The 18,999-nt window shown below is 65.6% G+C and carries 19 protein-coding genes, 2 tRNA genes and 1 pseudogene; 16 read left to right on the top strand and 6 right to left on the bottom strand.

Translation table 11 applies throughout. The features are described 5' to 3' along the window. Positions 1-32: 32 nt before the first annotated feature. Both QW845_RS10400 and QW845_RS10395 read left to right on the top strand, forming a co-directional pair. On the top strand, positions 33-761 hold the full coding sequence (locus QW845_RS10400; protein WP_315801496.1) for an SDR family oxidoreductase: 729 nt from the start codon (positions 33-35) through the stop codon (positions 759-761). A 205-nt stretch (positions 762-966) separates the two neighbouring features. Then, entirely contained in the window at positions 967-3,042 is a 2,076-nt protein-coding gene (locus tag QW845_RS10395) for a HAMP domain-containing methyl-accepting chemotaxis protein (protein ID WP_315801495.1), read from the top strand. Positions 3,043-3,507: 465 nt separating this feature from the next. Here the strand turns inward: QW845_RS10395 and QW845_RS10390 are convergent. After that, positions 3,508-4,054: pseudogene (locus QW845_RS10390) on the bottom strand (IS3 family transposase); the annotation flags it as partial. A 180-nt stretch (positions 4,055-4,234) separates the two neighbouring features. Here QW845_RS10390 and QW845_RS10385 point away from each other — a divergent pair. Further along, entirely contained in the window at positions 4,235-4,393 is a 159-nt protein-coding gene (locus tag QW845_RS10385; protein ID WP_315801786.1) for a hypothetical protein, read from the top strand. A 113-nt stretch (positions 4,394-4,506) separates the two neighbouring features. On the opposite strand, the gene QW845_RS10380 is transcribed toward QW845_RS10385, so the two are convergent. The 3 genes from QW845_RS10380 to QW845_RS10370 all read right to left on the bottom strand — a co-directional run bounded on the left by QW845_RS10380 (position 4,507) and on the right by QW845_RS10370 (position 6,449). After that, a complete protein-coding gene (locus tag QW845_RS10380; RefSeq protein WP_315801494.1) occupies positions 4,507-4,860 on the bottom strand; it encodes a response regulator transcription factor in 354 nt (117 codons plus the stop codon). A 187-nt stretch (positions 4,861-5,047) separates the two neighbouring features. After that, on the bottom strand, positions 5,048-5,734 hold the full coding sequence (locus QW845_RS10375) for a response regulator transcription factor (protein WP_315801493.1): 687 nt from the start codon (positions 5,732-5,734) through the stop codon (positions 5,048-5,050). After that, a complete protein-coding gene (locus QW845_RS10370) occupies positions 5,715-6,449 on the bottom strand; it encodes a sensor histidine kinase (protein ID WP_315801492.1) in 735 nt (244 codons plus the stop codon). The genes QW845_RS10375 and QW845_RS10370 overlap by 20 nt, the downstream gene beginning before the upstream one ends. A 1,002-nt stretch (positions 6,450-7,451) precedes the next feature. Between QW845_RS10370 and QW845_RS10365 the strand changes: the two genes are divergently transcribed. Continuing rightward, a complete protein-coding gene (locus QW845_RS10365; RefSeq protein ID WP_315801491.1) occupies positions 7,452-7,667 on the top strand; it encodes a hypothetical protein in 216 nt (71 codons plus the stop codon). A 5-nt stretch (positions 7,668-7,672) separates the two neighbouring features. Here the strand turns inward: QW845_RS10365 and QW845_RS10360 are convergent. Beyond that, positions 7,673-7,747: transfer RNA gene (locus QW845_RS10360), tRNA-Thr, on the bottom strand. Positions 7,748-8,099: 352 nt separating this feature from the next. Between QW845_RS10360 and QW845_RS10355 the strand changes: the two genes are divergently transcribed. The 11 genes from QW845_RS10355 to QW845_RS10305 all read left to right on the top strand — a co-directional run bounded on the left by QW845_RS10355 (position 8,100) and on the right by QW845_RS10305 (position 17,143). Beyond that, complete coding sequence (locus QW845_RS10355) at positions 8,100-8,282, top strand: hypothetical protein (protein ID WP_315801490.1); 183 nt, start codon at positions 8,100-8,102, stop codon at positions 8,280-8,282. Between the two features lie 25 nt (positions 8,283-8,307). Continuing rightward, a complete protein-coding gene (locus tag QW845_RS10350) occupies positions 8,308-10,026 on the top strand; it encodes an FAD-dependent oxidoreductase (RefSeq protein ID WP_315801489.1) in 1,719 nt (572 codons plus the stop codon). 149 nt (positions 10,027-10,175) lie between these two features. Beyond that, positions 10,176-11,465 carry a UDP-N-acetylglucosamine 1-carboxyvinyltransferase gene (murA, locus tag QW845_RS10345; protein WP_315801488.1) on the top strand — a complete coding sequence of 430 codons (1,290 nt, stop codon included), beginning with the start codon at positions 10,176-10,178 and terminating at the stop codon, positions 11,463-11,465. 18 nt (positions 11,466-11,483) lie between these two features. Then, the gene (locus QW845_RS10340; protein ID WP_315801487.1) at positions 11,484-11,933 is read left to right on the top strand and encodes a DUF2948 family protein; all 450 of its coding nucleotides are present in this window, start codon (positions 11,484-11,486) and stop codon (positions 11,931-11,933) included. Positions 11,934-12,020: 87 nt separating this feature from the next. Then, positions 12,021-13,316, top strand: coding sequence for a histidinol dehydrogenase (gene hisD / locus QW845_RS10335; protein WP_315801486.1), 1,296 nt, complete (start codon positions 12,021-12,023; stop codon positions 13,314-13,316). Next, positions 13,313-13,819 (top strand): UPF0262 family protein, encoded by a 507-nt coding sequence (locus QW845_RS10330; RefSeq protein ID WP_315717869.1) that lies wholly within the window; start codon positions 13,313-13,315, stop codon positions 13,817-13,819. Before hisD ends, QW845_RS10330 begins: the two co-directional genes overlap by 4 nt. A gap of 54 nt (positions 13,820-13,873) precedes the next feature. Then, the gene (locus QW845_RS10325) at positions 13,874-14,344 is read left to right on the top strand and encodes an arsenate reductase ArsC (RefSeq protein WP_315801485.1); all 471 of its coding nucleotides are present in this window, start codon (positions 13,874-13,876) and stop codon (positions 14,342-14,344) included. Between the two features lie 181 nt (positions 14,345-14,525). Beyond that, positions 14,526-15,155: a Maf-like protein gene (locus QW845_RS10320; RefSeq protein ID WP_006613056.1), complete on the top strand. Its 630-nt coding sequence runs from the start codon at positions 14,526-14,528 to the stop codon at positions 15,153-15,155. Positions 15,156-15,203: 48 nt separating this feature from the next. After that, a complete protein-coding gene (gene yacG / locus QW845_RS10315; RefSeq protein WP_315801484.1) occupies positions 15,204-15,401 on the top strand; it encodes a DNA gyrase inhibitor YacG in 198 nt (65 codons plus the stop codon). A gap of 174 nt (positions 15,402-15,575) precedes the next feature. Then, positions 15,576-15,651 (top strand) — tRNA-Phe (locus QW845_RS10310). A gap of 202 nt (positions 15,652-15,853) precedes the next feature. Beyond that, entirely contained in the window at positions 15,854-17,143 is a 1,290-nt protein-coding gene (locus QW845_RS10305) for a tyrosine-type recombinase/integrase (RefSeq protein ID WP_315801483.1), read from the top strand. Here QW845_RS10305 and QW845_RS10300 read toward each other — a convergent pair. Further along, complete coding sequence (locus tag QW845_RS10300; protein ID WP_315783199.1) at positions 17,140-17,358, bottom strand: hypothetical protein; 219 nt, start codon at positions 17,356-17,358, stop codon at positions 17,140-17,142. The genes QW845_RS10305 and QW845_RS10300 overlap by 4 nt on opposite strands. Before the next feature lie 316 nt (positions 17,359-17,674). Between QW845_RS10300 and QW845_RS10295 the strand changes: the two genes are divergently transcribed. Beyond that, the gene (locus QW845_RS10295; protein ID WP_315801482.1) at positions 17,675-18,028 is read left to right on the top strand and encodes a hypothetical protein; all 354 of its coding nucleotides are present in this window, start codon (positions 17,675-17,677) and stop codon (positions 18,026-18,028) included. Positions 18,029-18,999 lie beyond the last annotated feature (971 nt).

The raw sequence follows: 18,999 nt of genomic DNA, 5'->3' as shown, positions 1-18,999 counted from the left end.
TTGCTGTAGTCTGGCCGGACAAGGAGGAGACGATGGGCAGGGAACTCGAGGGCAAGGTGGCGGCGGTCACCGGCGCGGCGTCGGGCATCGGCCTGGCCAGCAGCGCGGCGATGCTGGCGGCCGGCGCGCGCGTCGTCATGATCGATCGCGACGCCGCGGCGCTGGCGAAGCTGCGCGAGACCCATGGCGACGCCGTGATCCCCGTCGTGATCGACCTGCTCGATCCCGCTGATTGCGCCACCCTTCTGCCGCGCGTCCTCGATGCGGCCGGACGGCTCGACATCCTCCACGCCAATGCCGGCAGCTATCTCGGCGGCGATCTCGTCGACGCCAGGACCGACGCGATCGACCGCATGCTGAACCTCAACGTCAATGTCGTCATGAAGAATGTGCGCGACGTTCTCCCGCACATGATCGCGCGCGGGTCGGGCGACATCATCGTCACCAGCTCGCTCGCGGCGCATTACCCGACGCCGTGGGAGCCGGTCTATGCGTCGTCGAAATGGGCGATCGACTGCTTCGTGCAGACGGTGCGGCGCCAGGTGTTCAAGCACGGCATCCGCGTCGGCGCGATCTCGCCCGGCCCGGTGGTCACCGCGCTGATCGCCGACTGGCCGGCCGAGAAGCTGAAGGAGGCGCGCGAGTCCGGCAGCCTGCTGGAGCCCTCGGAGGTCGCCGAGGTGATCATGTTCATGCTGACCCGTCCGCGCGGCATGACCATCCGCGACGTCGTGATGCTGCCGACGAATTTCGATCTGTAGGGCCGTCCAAAATTTCCCAAGCTGGACTCAACCCCAAGTCGTCGCCGCGCGTCAGGACATTCTTCGAGCGGGGCGGGATGACCTGTCCGGCGCCCGTGTCTCCGATCAAGGACGCGCGACGTCTCCGTGGAACTACGGGGGTCGAATTAAGCGCAACCTTAATCATACGGAACCTAGCGTGAGCCCGCGCAATCCGGGGGCAATAATGAAGATCGGCCGACTTTTCGCAATTTCCATGCTGTCGGTGACGGCTTTGGCCGTCCTCCCTTCTGCTCAAGTCGTGATCGAGCAGGTCAGGGCTGTCAGCAACAAGGCCGAGGCGATCAAGACGGTCGAGGCGTTCGGCGCCGTGCTGCTCTACGCGCAGGACGTGGTCGGCCATCGCGCCCCCTACATCACGCCCATATTCCAGGATTCGCCCGCGACGCCCGCGCAGCTCGAAGGCGTGCGCAAGATCAGGCAATCGGCCGAGGCATCCTTCGCCAGGGCGCGCGCGCAGCTGGCGAACGTCTCCAACAGCGAGGCGATCACACGCAGCCTGGACCAGGCCTCGTCCAAGCTGAACGAGATCCTCGCCAAGGTGGACCCCACGCTGACCGCGCCGCTGAACGCGCGTGATCCGGCCGTCATCAAGAGCTTTCTCCCCGGGGTCACCCAGGTCGCCCTGGCGATCGAGCCGATCCTGAACCAGCTGCAGAACCGCATCGCCAATGCCGACGCGTCGCTGACGACGCTGCTCGACGTCGCCCGCACCGCGCAGGACCTGCGCGTGACCGCCGGCGGCCGGGCTGCCGCGCTGTCGCCGGCGCTCAGCGCCCGCCGCGCCGTCACTCCGGCCGAGAAGGCGGCGATGGACCGCGCCCAGGGCCGCACCGAAGCCGACCGCGAGCGCCTGGATGCCGGCATCGACCAGCTCGGCAACCCGGAGCGGCTGCTCACGGCGTTCAAGGAGGCGCGTGACGCCTATTTCGGACGCGCCGTTCCGATCGTCGACAAGGACATCGCAGCCGGGCTCGGCGATCTCAACTACGCACTCACCGCCGACAGCCTGGCCGAGGCGGTCGTCCCGGCCGTGCAGAAGTTCTTCGTCGTGCGCGACGCCGCGATCGCCGAGGCGCGTGACCGCGCCGTCGCGGCGCGCGATGCGGCCTATCTGATGCTCGCGCTGGCGACGGCGGTGGTCGCGGCGCTCGCCGGCATTCTCGTGTTCGTCACCATGCTGCTGCGCCGCCGCGTGATCAACCCGATCGTGAACCTGACCGGCCTGATCGGCGAGATGGCGGCCGGCCATGACGACGTGGCGATCCCGACGATCGATCGCGACGACGAGATCGCCGCGATGACCGGCTCGCTGCAGACCTTCAAGGAAGCGCTGCTGGAGAAGAAGCGCGCGGAGCAGGCGGCCGCGGCCGACGCGCAGGCCAAGATCGAGCGCGGCCAGCGCGTCGAGCGTTTCACGCGCGAGTTCGAGATGGCGATCGGCGAGGTCGTCGGCATCGTGTCGTCGGCGTCGGCCGATCTGGAGCGCTCGGCCTCGTCGCTGACGACGACCGCCGGCCGCTCGCTGGAGCTCGCCACCGTCGTCACCTCGGCGTCCGAGGAGGCCTCGACCAACGTGCATTCGGTCGCCGCGGCTGCCGAGGAGATGAGCTCATCGGTCAACGAGATCAGCCGTCAGGTGCAGGACTCCGCGCGCATCGCCAACGAGGCGCTGGCGCAGGCCCGCAGGACCAACGACAACGTCGCGGAGCTCGCCAAGGCGGCGGCGCGGATCGGCGACGTCGTCGAGCTGATCAACGCAATCGCCGGCCAGACCAACCTGCTCGCGCTCAATGCCACCATCGAGGCCGCCCGCGCCGGCGAGGCCGGACGCGGCTTCGCGGTGGTCGCCTCGGAGGTCAAGGCGCTGGCCGAGCAGACCGCCAAGGCGACCGGCGAGATCGGCCAGCAGATCGGCGGCATCCAGGCGGCGACGCAGGAGTCGGTCGGCTCGATCAAGGAGATCGGCGAGACCATCGCCCGGATGTCGGAGATCGCCTCGGCCATCGCCTCCGCCGTCGAGGAGCAGAGCTCGGCGACGCGCGAGATCTCCCGCAACGTCCAGCAGGCGGCGCACGGCACCCAGCAGGTGTCGGCGAACATCGCCAGCGTCCGGCATGGCGCCGACGAGACCGGCTCGGCCTCGTCGCAGGTGCTGTCCGCCGCGAAGTCGCTCTCCGGCCAGAGCAGCCGCCTCCGCAACGAGGTCAGCCGCTTCCTGGACTCGGTGCGGGCGGCGTGAGGGTGCATTATGCGTGGCCTCGACGAGGGCCGCGCATCGCCACCCGATCGCAGCAGCTATAGCTCGCATGAGCGCAAGCGACATGCGGGGCCAGCCCCCTCAGATATCGGTGCCGCTCATCCGGGCTACAGCTACTCAGATCTGCGCTGCTGCAGATGCTCCGCGATCGGACCGATCGCGCCCTTTGTTCTTCTCGGCTGCCCCGTTCTCCCGCGAACGCGGGAATCCATAACCCCAGGCGGATGTTAGCTTGCGAGACACGTTCAACTGAAGTGGACCCCACGCACGGGACCATGGATCGCCGAAAATTAAGGTGTGATCGCGCCTGCCCTGTCGTTCAAATCAAGCAGCTTCCTGCTGCTGCGTCTGGGCCTGCTGTGGGGATGTGGGCAACGCGTTTGCGTTGTCCAAGCGAAGCGGCATATCCACAGTCTGGGCCGCCTCGATCACATCCATGCCGGCGCGCCATGCCGCCATGGGAAACTGATTGTTCATCGCCTGGTGCGGGCGGCGATGATTATAAAAGGTCATCCATGAGCCGATGCCGTCTCGCGCTTCGCGCCCGTCAGCATAGGCTTTCAGATGCACTTCCTCATACTTGATCGAGCGCCACAATCGTTCGATGAAGATGTTGTCCATGAAACGGCCGCGTCCGTCGATCGAAATCGCAATGCCTGCAGCCTCCAGCCTGCCGGTGAAGGCTGAGCTGGTGAACTGCGCGCCCTGATCGGTGTTGAAGATCTTAGGCCGGCCGTGCCGCGCCATCGCCTCGTCGGGCGCAGCGATGCAAAAGCCCGTATCCATCGTGTTCGACAAGCGCCACGCCAGCACCGCCCGGGTGGCTCAGTCGATGATCGCCACCAGATACAGGAACCCCTGCGCCATCGGAATGTAGGTGATGTCGGCCGCCCAGACGTGATTGGGCATCGGTGATGCTGACGCCGCGCAGCAGATAGGGATGGATCTTGTGGCCGGAGACGGCCTTGCTGGTGCCGGGGCGCGGGACCAGCGCCAGTACCGTTAACGGACCGCCGGACAATGGTTGAAGTTTCCGATACAGCTGCTCTTTGAGTTTTCCTTCCAACCCTCTCCCTTTGAGGGGTTTCCAAGACATGTCTTGCAAGAAGTGGTCGACGTCGTGCCCTTGCAACCTAGGTTTTTGTAGCAAGTGCCCGCATGGACGGTCCAAGGAATGAAAACAATCGCGACTATTGCGGCGGCGGTGCAGATATTTCTCATCGTCTTTTTCCCATTTGAAGCGGTGATGGTCTCGATCGAGCCGATAAGCGAAGGGCTCGACCAGCATTTCGGTCGTCAAAGCGGGCACGACATTGGTAGCTACCAATGCTAACGCTGGAGACTTAAACCGACATCGGGGTCGCACCCCGTTTTCGCATTGGGAGAATCCCCCATGGGCCGCCCAGCTTCGCACGCGTGAACTTGCCGGACGCAGACGGGCATGGATCAAGGCGCCGGTGCGCCGTAAGGGTCGCCGAGCAGCACGCTGCGGATCGCCACCAGAAGGTCTTCCGTCATCTCCCGCTTGGCGACGTAGCCGTCGGTGCCGGATTCGAAAGCGCGGCGGACGTATTGCGGCGAATCATGCCTGTTCAATCCAGGTAGCGGCAGACGAACAAAGCGCGCGCGAACGTCTCTCACCAGATCCAAACCATTGCTATCGCCAAGGAACAGATCGACGATCCCTAGATCCGGTTTCGTGGCCGCGATGGCCACGAGCGCATCCCGTTGGATGGCCGCCAAGGCACATACGACAAGATCGGGCTCAGCATTGATCAGCGCGGTCAGCCTGCGCCGCATCAGGGGTGACTGTCCACAATGAGCAGACGCCGCTTGCGCCGTGCTGATCGCGCAGTCCGCTTTAGCACCATGGACCAGACCGCGTGTTCGGCCGTCGCGCTTGCCGGAAAGCGGCTTGGTCGAGAAGTCATCGGCGGCATGGCAGACGTGTATGACACTAACCGCGCACTTGGGCGAACTTTATGACTCAACCCAATCGGGCGATTGTAACCCATTGAGCCGCGCGTTGGGCGAGTTCAGCAGCCGATTCGATCGCCAGCTTATTCTTGATGTGCTCAAGATGGGATTCTACCGTTTTGACGCTGCGGTTCAGTAGACCAGCGATCTGCCGCGTGGTTCGGCCCTGACCAACGAGCCGAAATACCTGCAATTCGCGATCGCTCAGCGTGCGCACCGGCGAGGCGGCCTCAAGCGGTCGCGCGCCGACGCATCGTTCAGCCAGCCGCCGCTGCAGAGCCTCGCTCATGTAGGTCTCGCCTGCAAGCACCCGACGAATGGCAGCGATCACGGTCGATTCGAGCTGTTGTTTGGTGACATAGCCGAGGGCGCCGGCGCAAAGCGCGCGCTCGGCGAACACCTCTTCGTCGTACATCGAAAGCACCAGCGAGCGAACGCCGGGATGACGCGCCTTGATTTCCTTGACGAGGTCTAGGCCGTCCTCGTCGCCGAGAGCAAGGTCTACGATCACCAGATCAGGGCGACTGATCGCGATGGTCTTGAGCGCGGCCACGCGCGTACCGACCGCGCCGTGAACGGCGAGGCCATTTTCCGCCTCGATGAGGGCGATCAACCCGCGGCACAGCACGGGATGATCGTCGACGACAAGCAGCCTCTTCCGCACCGCGTCCGCGGCTTCAGCCAGGCAAGTGGGCATCGCCGATACTTTCCTGCCGTTCGTAATTCGATAACAGCGGAAACGCGCACGCAACCATGACGCCGCGACGGGCCTGCGGCTCCACAGTGAGAGAACCGCCGATCGCCCGCGCGCGGTAGTCCATGGTATAAAGCCCGATGCCGTCATGATCGCGCCATTTTTCGGGAAGCCCGACACCGTTGTCCCGGATGCTCAATAGTCCCGAGCCTGCAGTGCACGCCAGACGGATCTCGATTTCGTCGGCTCGGCCGTGGCTGACCGCATTGCGGACGGCTTCTTGGGCGATGCGCACGAGGTGGCTCGTGGTTTCGCGGCCAAGATCGGGACAAGGGTTATCTTCCACAAACGCACAAAAGGCGCCATGAGCGGCGCTGACGTTGCGGGCGAGGCTCTCAAGGGAGCCGACAAGATCCGCGCTATTCAGGCCGATCGAGCTGAGCCCACGAGCGAGGTCACGCGCCTCGCCGATGGTCTCGTTCAGCAATCGTACGAGTTCGGCCGCGGCCGCGGCGGGACTCGGTTGGCCACTCGCCGCCAAACTTCGCCACAGCGCCGCAGCTAGCGCCGCTAAGCCGGCGAGCGATTGGCAGAGCCCGTCGTGGAGTTCACGCCCGATGCGCTGCCTCTCGCGAGAGGCAATCGCAAGAACTTCACGTTCAAGAATTTCTTGTTGCCCAATATCGCGAGTTATGGCTTCGATCTGCTCCCGTTGCATCGAAGACCAGCCAGGTTTTCTCGTGACTAAGATACACCCTTAGGATGTATCAGCAGTATGATCGAGTCAACTTCAAAGATCGATTTAAACCGCATAACTTTATGTACATTAGAGCTACGCGCCGCACCGTTGTAATTGTCGATCGGCAGGGCGCCGATGAAGCTCATCGCGTCGACGGAGAGCACTGCGCCGCCATTCGTCGTCTTTCCCGACGCTAGCATGAGCCAGTGGACGCTGAGCCTTGCAGCTTCCATACGCATGAAATGTGGACGTGAGGTGAAGGTCTCACAGGCGTTGAATAGCGGGCGGCGGGTTTATCCTCATTCATGATTGATCGCCTCGGCAACTCTGTTGAGGCAATCTCATGACAGGCAAGATCAAACCAATCTCGATCTGTCTCGCGGGCGCCCGACCGCAAGGTACGACCGCCGTGCTTCCACATCAGTTGCGCGAAGCGAAATGCAACGACAGCGGTCGCCACGCTTCCATTAGACGTCCGTGTAGCAGCCAGTCCTCCGGCTTCCGTCGGCTTTGGTGAAGTGCGTGCATTCACGACACCGATGTCTCCAAGGCCCCTGATCTGGATGTCGGGATTACGGTGACGCTGCTGGACTGCACCAAACAAAGCCCCCTCCGCCGCCTGCATCCCAGCTCTGCTAAAACTGCCCGTCGTGCCACTCTGCCGCACTCATTCCCCTTGTGTCGTCGGGCAAATCACTTGCACATTTCTGGCCGTCCCGTGCTCATCGAAGAGGGGCGTTCGCGAGTCGTCACGAGCGTTGGGTGTGGGATGCGGTGGCCGGGTCGGAGTTGCAGCGCGCATTCGCGAGCGGACGAACAACTCCGATACGGACGGTGAAATCGCGTGGTCCTGGCCTCCCGACGCTGAGGTCAAGCTCGCTGATGTGCGTCGCGCGCATCGCGGGTGATGGGGGCAACAAAGCCCGGTCCCCAGGGAGAGCGCGTATAAGCCGTAAGCCCATTGCGCAGGGAGGGCCGGGTGTGTTCGGCCAGACCTGTGGTACCTGCCGCCTGCATTTTCTTTCGCAGGCGGGCCACGGGCGCGGCCAGCGCCCGGCCTTTCCTGCGCCCTCGATTTCCGGAGAGGGCGGTGCTGCAGCAGAGCTCGGACGCAAATTGCGCCGCGAGGCCGATGACGCGCATCCGCGCGTAGCCTGTGGTCCCGAGGCGTCGCCGAAGATCATGTTGGGGGAATGATGCCCTGGTGCTGCCGGACAGGATTGAACTGTCGACCTCTCCCTTACCAAGGGAGTGCTCTACCACTGAGCTACGGCAGCAAAGGGACTGGCGGGGACCGGCCCGAAGGGCGCGACCGAACGCGGGCGGTTCTTGCCACAAGGTCCCCGCCTGCGCAAGCGCGGCTCGCCCGGTTTTCCGGGAAAGACGTCAGCGTGATGCATGGAAATGGAGCGAAAGACCTCCGAATCGGCGCGAAATCGCCCGCTCGCGGCGGATTCTCGCGGTTGGCCGCTCAAGGTGCCCAACTGGCCGTCGCCGCGGCGGCAACTCCCCATCCGGGCAGGCGACGGCCGGCCGGGCGGAACCTACCGTCTGCGTCGCCAACGCCTCTTGGCTTTCGCATCTGCGGCCCCAATTGTGCCTCTGGTATGGGGTGACCGGGGGGAAGGGATGACGGATAAGACCGGGAAGGCGGCGCCGAAGGGCGCGCGCGGGGAGCGGCTGAAGCAGGCGCTGCGCGAGAACCTGAAGCGCCGCAAGGCACAGAGCCGCGCGCGCAGCCAGCCGGTGACGGCCGAGGAGCGCGGCCTGGACGAGGCCGCTGCCGGCGGTCCGGACGATTCGAAGCGTTGAGCAGATGGCAGGCGGGGTGGGCGTGATGGCAGCGGATGACGGGATGACGGCGGATGCGGCGGCACAACGGGCGGAGCTCGCGAAGACGCTGCCGCGCTTCGACCAGACGTTTCCGGAGCTGACGCCGCCGGAGATCGCGCGTCTGCGCGGCTTCGGCGAGATCCAGAGCTATCGTGACGGCGAGCTGCTGTTCGAGACCGGCAAGCCCGGCCCCGGCATGTTCGTGATTCTCAAAGGCCATGTCGCGATCACCCAGCGTGACGGTCTCGGTCACGTCACGCCGGTGATCGACCAGGGGCCAGGGCAGTTTCTGGCCGAGATCGCCCAGCTCTCCGGCCGCGTCGCGCTGGTCGACGGCCATGCCGAGGGCGACGTCGAGGTCATCCTGATTCGTCCCGAACGGCTGCGCGCGCTGTTGATCGCCGAGGCCGAGCTCGGTGAGCGCATCATGCGGGCGCTGATCCTGCGCCGGGTGAATCTCATTCAGGGCGGCGCCGGCGGCCCGGTCATGATCGGGCCGCCGCAATCGGCCGCGATCGCGCGGCTGCAGAGCTTCCTCACCCGCAACGGATTTCCGCACCATCTGCTCGATCCCGCCACAGATCACGACGCGGCCGATCTGATCGTGCGCTATTCGCCGACGCCGGCCGAGCTGCCGCTGGTGGTGGTGTCCGACGGCAGCGTGCTGCGCAATCCCAGCGAGACCGAGCTGGCGCGTGCCGTCGGGATGATCGGCGGGCCGCGCGGCGAGAAGGTCTACGACGTCGCGGTCGTCGGCTGCGGGCCGGCGGGCCTCGCCACCGCCGTGTATGGCGCGTCGGAGGGGCTGACGGTCGCGGTGCTGGATTCGCGCGCGTTCGGCGGCCAGGCCGGCGCCAGCGCGCGCATCGAGAACTATTTCGGCTTCCCGACCGGCATCACCGGCCTCGCGCTGACCGCGCGCGCCTTCAACCAGGCACAGAAGTTCGGCGCCGAGATCATGATCCCGGTGTCGGTCAATGCCCTCGACTGCGAGCGCAAGGCCGGCGCCTTCGTGCTGGCGCTCGAGGGCGGCGACGAGGTGCGGGCGCGCGCGGTGGTAGTCGCGAGCGGCGCGCGCTATCGCCGGCCTGATCTTGCCCGGCTCAAGGAGTTCGAAGGCAGGGGCGTGTGGTACTGGGCCTCGCCGATCGAGGCGCGGCTGTGCGCCGGGCAGGAGGTTGCGCTGGTCGGCGGCGGCAATTCCGCGGGGCAGGCCGCGGTGTTTCTGTCGGGCCATGTCAAGAAGGTGCGGATGATCATCCGTGGCGGCGGGCTCGCGGCGTCGATGTCGCGCTATCTCATCGAGCGCATCGAGGCGACGCCGAACATCGAGCTGTTGTTCAACACCGAGGTCGTCGCGCTCGATGGCGGGGCGGACACGGGGCTCGAACGCATCACCTTGAAGAGCCGGCTGTCCGGCGAAGAGACGCCGGCCGACATCAGCAATCTCTTTCTGTTCGTCGGCGCCGATCCCGCCACCGGCTGGCTCGACGGCTGCGGCATCACGCTCGATCGCGCCGGCTTCGTCGTCACCGGCGCGCAGTCGGAGCAGAATGCCGGGCGGATGGTGTCGCCGCTCGAGACCTCGGTGCCCGGGGTCTATGCGGTCGGCGACGTCCGCTCCGGCTCGGTCAAGCGCGTCGGCGGCGCCATCGGCGAGGGCGCCCAGGTCGTCGCCGCGCTGCACGGGTTTCTGGCCGATGCGCTGGTCCCGCCGGTCTGATTCGCGCCTTCCGCCGCGGCGGGCCGCACCGTCAGGGGATGAATTCCCGCCGGTTGCGACCTGCCGTTGCGAACTCATCAAATCGCCGTAATGTCGGTCCTGTTGCGCCGACCTTAGCCCAATTTTCCGGCCAGCCCAGCAGGACCAGCATGGATCGCATTCGCATCGTCGGCGGTAACCCGCTTCACGGCACCATTCCGATTTCGGGCGCGAAGAATGCCGCCCTGCCGCTGATGATCGCGGGCCTTCTGACGCCGGAGACACTGATCCTGGACAACGTCCCGCGGCTGGCCGACGTCGCGCAACTGCAGCGCATTCTCGGCAATCACGGCGTGGACATCATGTCGGTCGGCAAGCGTCCCGGCGATGGCCAATACCAGGGTCAGACGCTGCAGATCTCCGCGGCCAACATCATCGACACCACCGCTCCTTACGAGCTGGTGTCGCGGATGCGCGCCAGCTTCTGGGTGATCGCGCCGCTGCTCGCGCGCATGCACGAGGCGCGGGTGTCGTTGCCCGGCGGCTGCGCCATCGGCACGCGGCCGGTCGATCTCCTGATCATGGCGCTGGAGCGGCTCGGGGCCAGCATTGACATCGACGCAGGCTATGTCGTCGCCAAGGCGCCGGGCGGCCTGCGCGGCGGGACGATCGATTTTCCCAAGGTCACCGTCGGCGGCACTCATGTCGCGGTCATGGCGGCCGCGCTCGCCAAGGGCACGACCGTCATCACCAACGCCGCCTGCGAGCCGGAGATCACCGATCTCGCCGAGTGTCTCAACAAGATGGGCGCGCGTATCTCTGGCGCCGGCACGCCCCGCATCGAGATCGAGGGCGTGGCGTCGCTGCATGGCGCGCGCCATACCGTGCTGCCCGACCGCATCGAGGCCGGCACCTATGCGATCGCGACCGCCATGACCGGTGGCGACGTCCGCCTTGCCGGCGCGCGGCCGGCGTTGCTGCAATCGGCGCTCGACGTGCTGACCGAGGCGGGCGCCGAGATCTCGAGCGATGCCGAGGGCATCCGCGTCGTCAGAAACGGCCACGGCATCCGCCCGGTGCAGGTGACGACCGCGCCGTTCCCCGGCTTCCCGACCGACCTGCAGGCCCAGCTGATGGCGCTGATGGTCTGCGCGCAGGGCGCCTCGGCGATCACCGAGACCATCTTCGAGAACCGTTTCATGCACGTGCAGGAACTCGCGCGGTTCGGCGCGCGTATCAGTCTCGACGGCGAGACCGCGCGGATCGAGGGCACCTCGAATCTGCGCGGCGCGCCCGTGATGGCGACCGACCTGCGCGCCTCGGTGTCGCTGGTGATTGCCGGCCTTGCTGCGGAAGGCGAAACCATGATCAATCGCGTCTACCATCTCGATCGCGGCTTCGAGCGGCTGGAGGACAAGCTCAAGGCCTGCGGCGCCACGATCGAGCGCATTCGCGAGTGAGGTTGAAGGGATGATGCCGTGACCGACCGGCTCAAACTGATCGCGCTCGACGCCGACGATCTCGCCGTCATCTCGGCCCATGTGCAGGACGCGCGGGTGCAGGCGGCGGACATCATCTGGCGCCAGGCCGAGAAGCGGCTGGTGATCGGCATGAACCGGCTCGACTGGGATCAGGCGCTGCATGGCGAGAGCGAGCCGCGCCGGCTGCTGGCAGCGCTGCGCTTCGACCGCGTGCTGGCCTGCAAGTCGCGCCGCATCGACCTAGCCGCGCCCGAGGCCGTGCTGGAGCTGATCGGCATCGAATTCCACGCCGGCGCCGAGCCGCCGGCCGGCAGCGCGCTGCTGCTGTTCTCCCACGGCGGCGCATTGCGGCTGGATGTCGAATGCCTGGAATGCGAGCTGACCGATCTTGGCGAGGACGACCTCGGCACCAGCGATATCGATGGCGTCCCGCCGCTGACCGGGTAGGCGCCTGTTCAAAGGGTTGACGGCCTCGCGCTGCCGCGCCATTGAGCAGGAGGTCGGGGGCAGCCACCCCTTCGGAAAGTGCCAGAGATGCCCATTCGCCTGTCCCGCGCCAGCACCGATTTCGACGCCCAGTTTCGGCAGTTTCTCGCCGCCAAGCGCGAGACCTCCGCCGACGTCGAAGCCGCCGCCCGCGCCATCGTGGACGACGTCGCCAGGCGCGGCGATGCGGCGCTGCTCGAGGCGACGCGCAAGTTCGACCGGCTCGAGCTGACCGCCGCGTCGCTGCGCGTGAAGCCCGCCGAGATCGAGGCCGCGGTGAAGGCCTGCGACGCGGCTACCGTCGACGCGCTGAAATTCGCCCGTGACCGCATCGAGGCCTTTCACCTCAAGCAGCTGCCGGCCGACCAGCGCTTCACCGACGCCGCCGGCGTCGAGCTCGGCTGGCGCTGGAGCGCGATCGAATCCGCCGGTCTCTACGTTCCCGGTGGCACCGCGGCCTATCCGTCCTCGGTGCTGATGAACGCCATTCCCGCCAAGGTCGCCGGCGTCGGGCGCCTCGTGATGGTGGTGCCGGCGCCGGACGGCAAGCTCAATCCGCTGGTGCTGGCGGCCGCCCATCTCGGCGGCGTGTCCGAGATCTACCGCGTCGGCGGCGCCCAGGCGGTGGCCGCGCTGGCGCATGGCACCGCGACGATCGCGCCGGTGGCGAAGATCGTCGGTCCGGGCAATGCCTATGTCGCCGCCGCCAAGCGGCTGGTGTTCGGCAAGGTCGGCATCGACATGATCGCCGGCCCCTCCGAGGTGCTGGTGATCGCCGACGACAGCGGCAATGCCGACTGGATCGCCGCCGACCTGCTCGCGCAGGCCGAGCACGACGCCAGCGCGCAGTCGATCCTGATCACCGACAGCCGCCGCCTGGCGGATGACGTCGCCCGCGCCGTCGAGGGCCAGCTCAAGACGCTTCCTCGCGCGGAGATCGCCGGCGCGTCCTGGGCCGATTTCGGCGCCATCATCGAGGTCGACCATCTCGATCAGGCCGTGCCGCTCGCCGACGCCATCGCCGCCGAGCATCTGGAGATCATGACCGCCGACGCGGACGCGTTCGCCGCGAGGGTTCGCAATGCCGGCGCCATCTTCCTCGGCGCGCACACGCCGGAGGCGATCGGCGACTATGTCGGCGGCTCCAATCACGTGCTGCCCACCGCGCGCTCGGCGCGGTTCTCCTCCGGTCTCGGCGTGCTCGACTTCATGAAGCGCACGTCGCTGTTGAAATGCGGCCCCGAGCAGTTGCGCGCGCTGGGGCCAGCGGCGATGACTCTGGGCAAGGCCGAGGGTCTCGACGCCCATTCACGCTCCGTGGGAATACGCCTCAACCTGCCATGACCCAGCACCCGCCAGGCGACGACCGGACCAATCGCATCGTGGCGGTGACGCTCGACGAGGAGTCGATCGGCCGCTCCGGTCCGGACATCGAGCACGAGCGGGCGATCGCGATCTACGACCTCGTCGAGGAGAACCTGTTCGCGCCCGAGGGCGCCGACGGCGCCGGTCCCTTCACCCTGCATCTGGGCATCACCGCCAACCGGCTGATGTTCGACATCCGCAAGGAGGACGGCACCCCGGTGGTGACGCATCTGCTGTCGCTGTCGCCGTTCCGGCGGATCGTGAAGGACTACTTCATGATCTGCGACAGCTACTACCAGGCGATCCGCACCGCGACCCCCGACAAGATCGAGGCGATCGACATGGGCCGCCGCGGCATCCATGACGAGGGCTCGCGCACCCTGCAGGAGCGGCTCAAGGGCAAGGTGCGGGTCGACTTCGAGACCTCGCGCCGGCTGTTCACTTTGATCACGGTGCTGCACTGGAAGGGCGAGGGCCAGTGATGCCGCCGGCCGCGATGCGCGCCTCCCAGCTTTCGGCCAAGGGCGCCTAGGCGCATGGCCGAGGGGCCGCCGCGCGCGCGCCAGCCGCAGGCGGTGCTGTTCGCCTGCGGCCAGAACAGCGTGCGCTCGCCGATGGCCGAGAGCCTGCTGCGGCAGATGTTTCCGCAGGCGCTGTATGTCCGCTCCGCCGGCGTCAAGAAGGGCGAGCTCGATCCGTTCGCGGTGTCGGTCATGGCCGAACTCGGCCAGGACATCTCGCAGCACAAGCCGACCACCTTCGAGGAGCTCGAGGACTGGGAGGGGCTGAATTTCGACCTCATCATCACCCTCTCGCCCGAGGCCCATCACAAGGCCCTGGAGCTGACCCGCACCATCGCCGCCGACGTCGAATACTGGCCGACGCCCGACCCGACCGGCGCCGACGGCAATCGCGAGCAGAAGCTCGCGGCCTATCGCGAGGTCTGCGACGGGCTGTTCACGCGGATCCGCAAGCGCTTCGGCAAGCCCGGTCCGGCGGGCTTGTAGGTTCCCGGTTCCACCGCAGGTGTCATCGAACCGAAATACCAACGTCGTCCCCCGCTCAAATTCGCGCCGTAGAGCAGGCCCGTCGCAGCCTTGTCGCAGCCTTCGGGTTGTGGAATGGCAGCCCTTCCGATAGGTTCCGCGCGCACGCCCCGCCGCTTCCGAATCCCCCAGCGAAATCAGCATGCTCGGCCGTCCCAAAATCGTTCTTGCATCCGGCTCGCCGCGGCGTCTGGCGCTGCTCAATCAGGCCGGCATCGAGCCCGATGCGCTGCGCCCCGCCGACGTCGACGAGACGCCGAAGCGCGGCGAGCTGCCGCGCGCCTGCGCCAACCGGCTGGCCCGCGCCAAGGCCGATGCCGCGCTGAAATCCGTCCAGCTCGACGACGAGCTGCGCGGCGCCTTCATCATCTCCGCCGACACGGTGGTCGCGGTCGGCCGCCGCATCCTGCCGAAGGCCAATCTGGTCGACGAGGCCTCGCAGTGCCTGCGGCTGCTGTCCGGCCGCAACCATCGCGTCTACACCGCGATCACCCTGGTGACGCCGAAGGAGGCGTTCCGCCAGCGCCTGGTCGAGACCCGCGTCCGCTTCAAGCGGCTCAGCGAGGACGACATCCAGGCCTATATCGGCTCCGGCGAATGGCGGGGGAAGGCCGGCGGCTACGCCGTCCAGGGCATCGCCGGCTCGTTCGTGGTGAAGATGGTCGGCTCCTACACCAATGTCGTCGGCCTGCCGCTGTACGAGACCACGACGCTGCTCGCCGGCGAGGGCTTCCCGATCCGCTTCGGCTGGCTGAACACGGTCGGCGTCTGACGCGAACGAGGGGATGCATCGGTCGCCGCGCGCGCCTAGATAGCGGCCATGCCCGACGAATCGACCAGCCCGAAGACCGCCACCCCGGCCAAGCCCGTCCGCCGCTGCCCGATCTGCAACCGGCCGGCCGCCGAAGGCTCGCGCCCGTTCTGCTCGCCCCGCTGCCGCGACGTCGACCTGCATCGCTGGCTGAGCGGCTCCTATGTCATTCCGGCCACTGAGGGCGACGAGGACGACGTCGAATAGATCAATATTCTCATGCTGTTGCGGCGGCGGTGCCGGGCGGCATCGGCGCGCACTCCGCGTGGCTGCGCAACCGCAAAAGGAATGTGAAAACTTCGCCTCAGGGCGGTAGACAGCGCCGCCCGCTCTGACTATAACCCGCCGGCTCGCCGGGCTTTTCTGCCCTTCACGAGACCTGCCCAGGTAGCTCAGTTGGTAGAGCATGCGACTGAAAATCGCAGTGTCGGTGGTTCGATTCCGCCCCTGGGCACCATCCCATTTCCGGCCTCGTTCTTTTTCGCCCACGCTGGTTCGCCGGCCTTCGAAAATCGACATAAAATCAGCCTCTTCGTGATATAGTGACGTTCCAGACGGTTCGCGGCCGTTCGGGGGCATCCGGCGTTTTCGGGTACACTGTGGGTACACTGGAAAGGCCGGGTACACTGGCGTGTCGCCCGATCGTGAGGGGCGTGCCCATGGATGAGCTGAGCGACACGAAGATCCGCAATGCTGCTCCGGCGGAGAAGGAATACGCGCTTGCCGACGGCCAGGGCCTCAGCGTGGTGGTCCGGCCCAATGGAACCAAGCTCTGGCTCTACCGCTACCGCTACGCAGGTAGGCGCAAGAACATGTCGTTTGGGACTTTTCCCGGCGTCGGGCTGAAGGCCGCGCGCGACAAGCGCCACGAAGCCGAAAAGCTGCTTGACCAGGGGCAGGACCCAGTCGCTGTGCGAGAGGCGAGGCGCCGCGAAGACGACAAGCTCAAGCACACCTTTCGGGCGGTCGGCGAGGAATGGGCAACCACAAAGCTAGAGAAAGAGAACAAGGCCAAGGCGACGATCAAGCGCGAGCGATGGAATCTCGATCAGCTCAATCGCGAGATTGGCGAGCGGCCGCTCTGTGAGATTGGCCCGCCCGAGCTGCTGACCGCTTTGCGCCGCGTCGAAGCTCGCGGCCGGTTCTACACCGTCGGGCGCCTACGATCGACGGCGTCGCGGGTATTCCAGTTTGGAGTTGGCGCCGCCTATTGTGACAGCGACCCAACCCGCGACTTGAAACACGCTCTGACCAAGGCACCCAAAGGCAACCCGCGCCCCGCTCTAACCGATCCCGAAGACGTCGGCGATCTGATGCGCCGGATCGAGGTCTATGACGCCAAGAGCGGCGGACTCGTCCGCTACGCGCTCAAGCTGATTGCCTTGACCATGGTGCGCCCTGGCGAGCTGCGGCTGGCCGAGTGGGCAGAGTTCGACGAGAAGAATTGTATCTGGGTGATCCCCGCTGAAAAGATGAAGATGCGCGATGATCACGAAGTGCCGCTGTCCCGCCAGGCACTGGCCATTCTGGCCGAGTTGCGTCCTTTGACCGGCCGTGGCCGTTACTTGTTTTCGCACGACGATGATGTGCCAATGTCTGACAACACGATCAACAAGGCATTGCGGATCATGGGCTACGATACCGGCCCCGGTGGCGACCATTGCGCGCACGGCTTCCGCTCCAGCGCCTCAACCTTGCTCAATGAAGAAGGCGCATTCGACGGCGACGTGGTCGAAGCTCAACTCGCCCACGAAACAGATGAGAAGAAGAGGCGGCGCCGCGACGAGGTGGTGCGGCGCCAGCTTGCAAAGGGCGACAAGAACAAAATCCGCGGGATCTACAACCGGGCAGCCTATTGGAGCGAGCGCGTGCGCTTGATGCAGCATTGGGCTGATCGCCTCGACCACTTGCGCAAGAGAGCTACCCAGCCGCTGCGCAAGTCAGCCTAGATCGTTGCGCGCGATTCAACGCGGGGCAGCGAGGCATGATACTCATCGATGCTGTCGAGATCGATGAGTGTCTTGCCTCCCATCTTGTAGGCCCTGATCTGCTCCCTCGCGATCAGCTCATAGGCTTTTGTCTTGCCAAATTTGCCGTAGCGGCACCCGTCTTTGAAATGGACGAGGCGGCGCTGCCTGATATCATCGTTTTCAATCATGCTCATACAGGTGCTTCGATCGCCCGGCTGGCGGTTGGCTAAGGCGACCCTGCAAGCTCGGTTGCTCTGGACTCGCAGGAGGGGACCTTCGCTCAAGGCAGTTAGGATGCCGCAGCGTGTCGATGGAAGGGCTCCAGAGCCTCAGTGCGTGTTTCGGATACAGTTTCGTAGAAGCGAGTTTCAAGCGGACAGGTCGAAAACGGGCTGACTGCCAGATTGCGACGCGTGTTCACCTGTGCCTAGACGGACCAGCAGTTCGACACCTTTCGGACGGAAGGAAAACGCTTTAAAAAATGTCGCTCTCTCACGATCGGCAATCAACATGATCGAAGCTGCGCCGGGGCAGACGGAGGCCAACCGACCGCTACCTGCCAGCCACCGGAAGCTCTCCTTCTCAATCGGCGCAGACGGGCCGCCCGCTGGTTTGGCGATCAAGGAAGATGCCATCTATCACCCCAAGGATCGTTCCATCCTACTCATCCAGAGCCATGACAGCGTGCAGATATTCACCCCGACCGCCTTGCGAGCGCAGCCCAGTCGTGTCCTGGATCGCCAGAACATGACGGCCCGGGCAACGTTCGGCCGTCCGTGCGGCTGCCTGCATCTCAGTGCTGCTGACCGCCTCTTTGCGCAGAAGCGGCGTCAGGCGACTCTTTCCAGCCCGCGTGCCGCCTAACCGGCGCACACGCAACCTCCGCCTCCCAAACGCAACGAGACGCTCAGAAGAAAGGCGCCCCTATTCCACGCGACGCTCGTCAAACCGTCCCAGCCGAACTCAATGCTATCCTGCTCCGCAACAAGACGCCACGGAATCAGACGCTTTTCCCTTCTTCAGCATCGATGTGTGAATACGGTAGCCTTCGCCGGTGAGGTGCACCAACAATGGGCGCTTCACAAAACTGCATTTTGGTGCGCCCCTTGGGATCGCGGCGATTACTCCCGCCCGGGAAAATCGGGATACGGGCAGCCCTTGTCGGAGCAGGTGTAGAGGCGCTCCATCGTGAGCACGGCGCCGCACCGCGGGCAGATCTCTCCGATGGTTTGGCGCCTAGGAGGGATATAGTCATCCGGCTTATCGTCGCTGCCGCTTACCCAATGCTTACCGAAGCGATTTCTAGAGCACTCAATCGTGCACCAAGGTTGCGATATTTCCAGCGTGGTGAGCGCGCCGGGACTCGAACCCAGGATTCCGCGAGAAAAAATCATGTGCTCAGCTGGATAAAGCATGTCCATGTCGAAACAACCGCGAGTCTGTGCAGATAACAAAAGCTACCTTTACGGTATGATTCGCGGTTTGTCAGTAGTGGTGTTGTGCGCGGGAAAGACTGGGCACCTGGCCGTGTAACGGACTTATGGGGTCGATCGCCGGAGGCACTCGCGTTCGGGGCTGCCGCTTTCGCTGCACCGCTATCAGTGCCCCAAACGCGGGTGCCTTGTTAACCGGTCTCACGACTGCACTCGGCCCCGGGGCCCACCGCTGACGCGATGGCCGCAATGCTGCCCCTCCTGCGGGTGCGTTCTCTGCCTTCGCTCCGCTGCGGTCTCATTGTTCACAACGTGCGAGCTGGCCAGTTATCAGTGAGCAAGGGTCGAACTTGCGCTAGCGGGGACATGATCGAGGGAAACTACGCGCCCTTACACTCAGCG

It is taken from the genome of Bradyrhizobium sp. SZCCHNS3002, assembly GCF_032377435.1.
GTDB lineage: Bacteria > Pseudomonadota > Alphaproteobacteria > Rhizobiales > Xanthobacteraceae > Bradyrhizobium.
The sequence above is the reverse complement of the archived record's forward strand: the minus strand, read 5'-3'. Positions and strand labels throughout refer to the sequence as shown.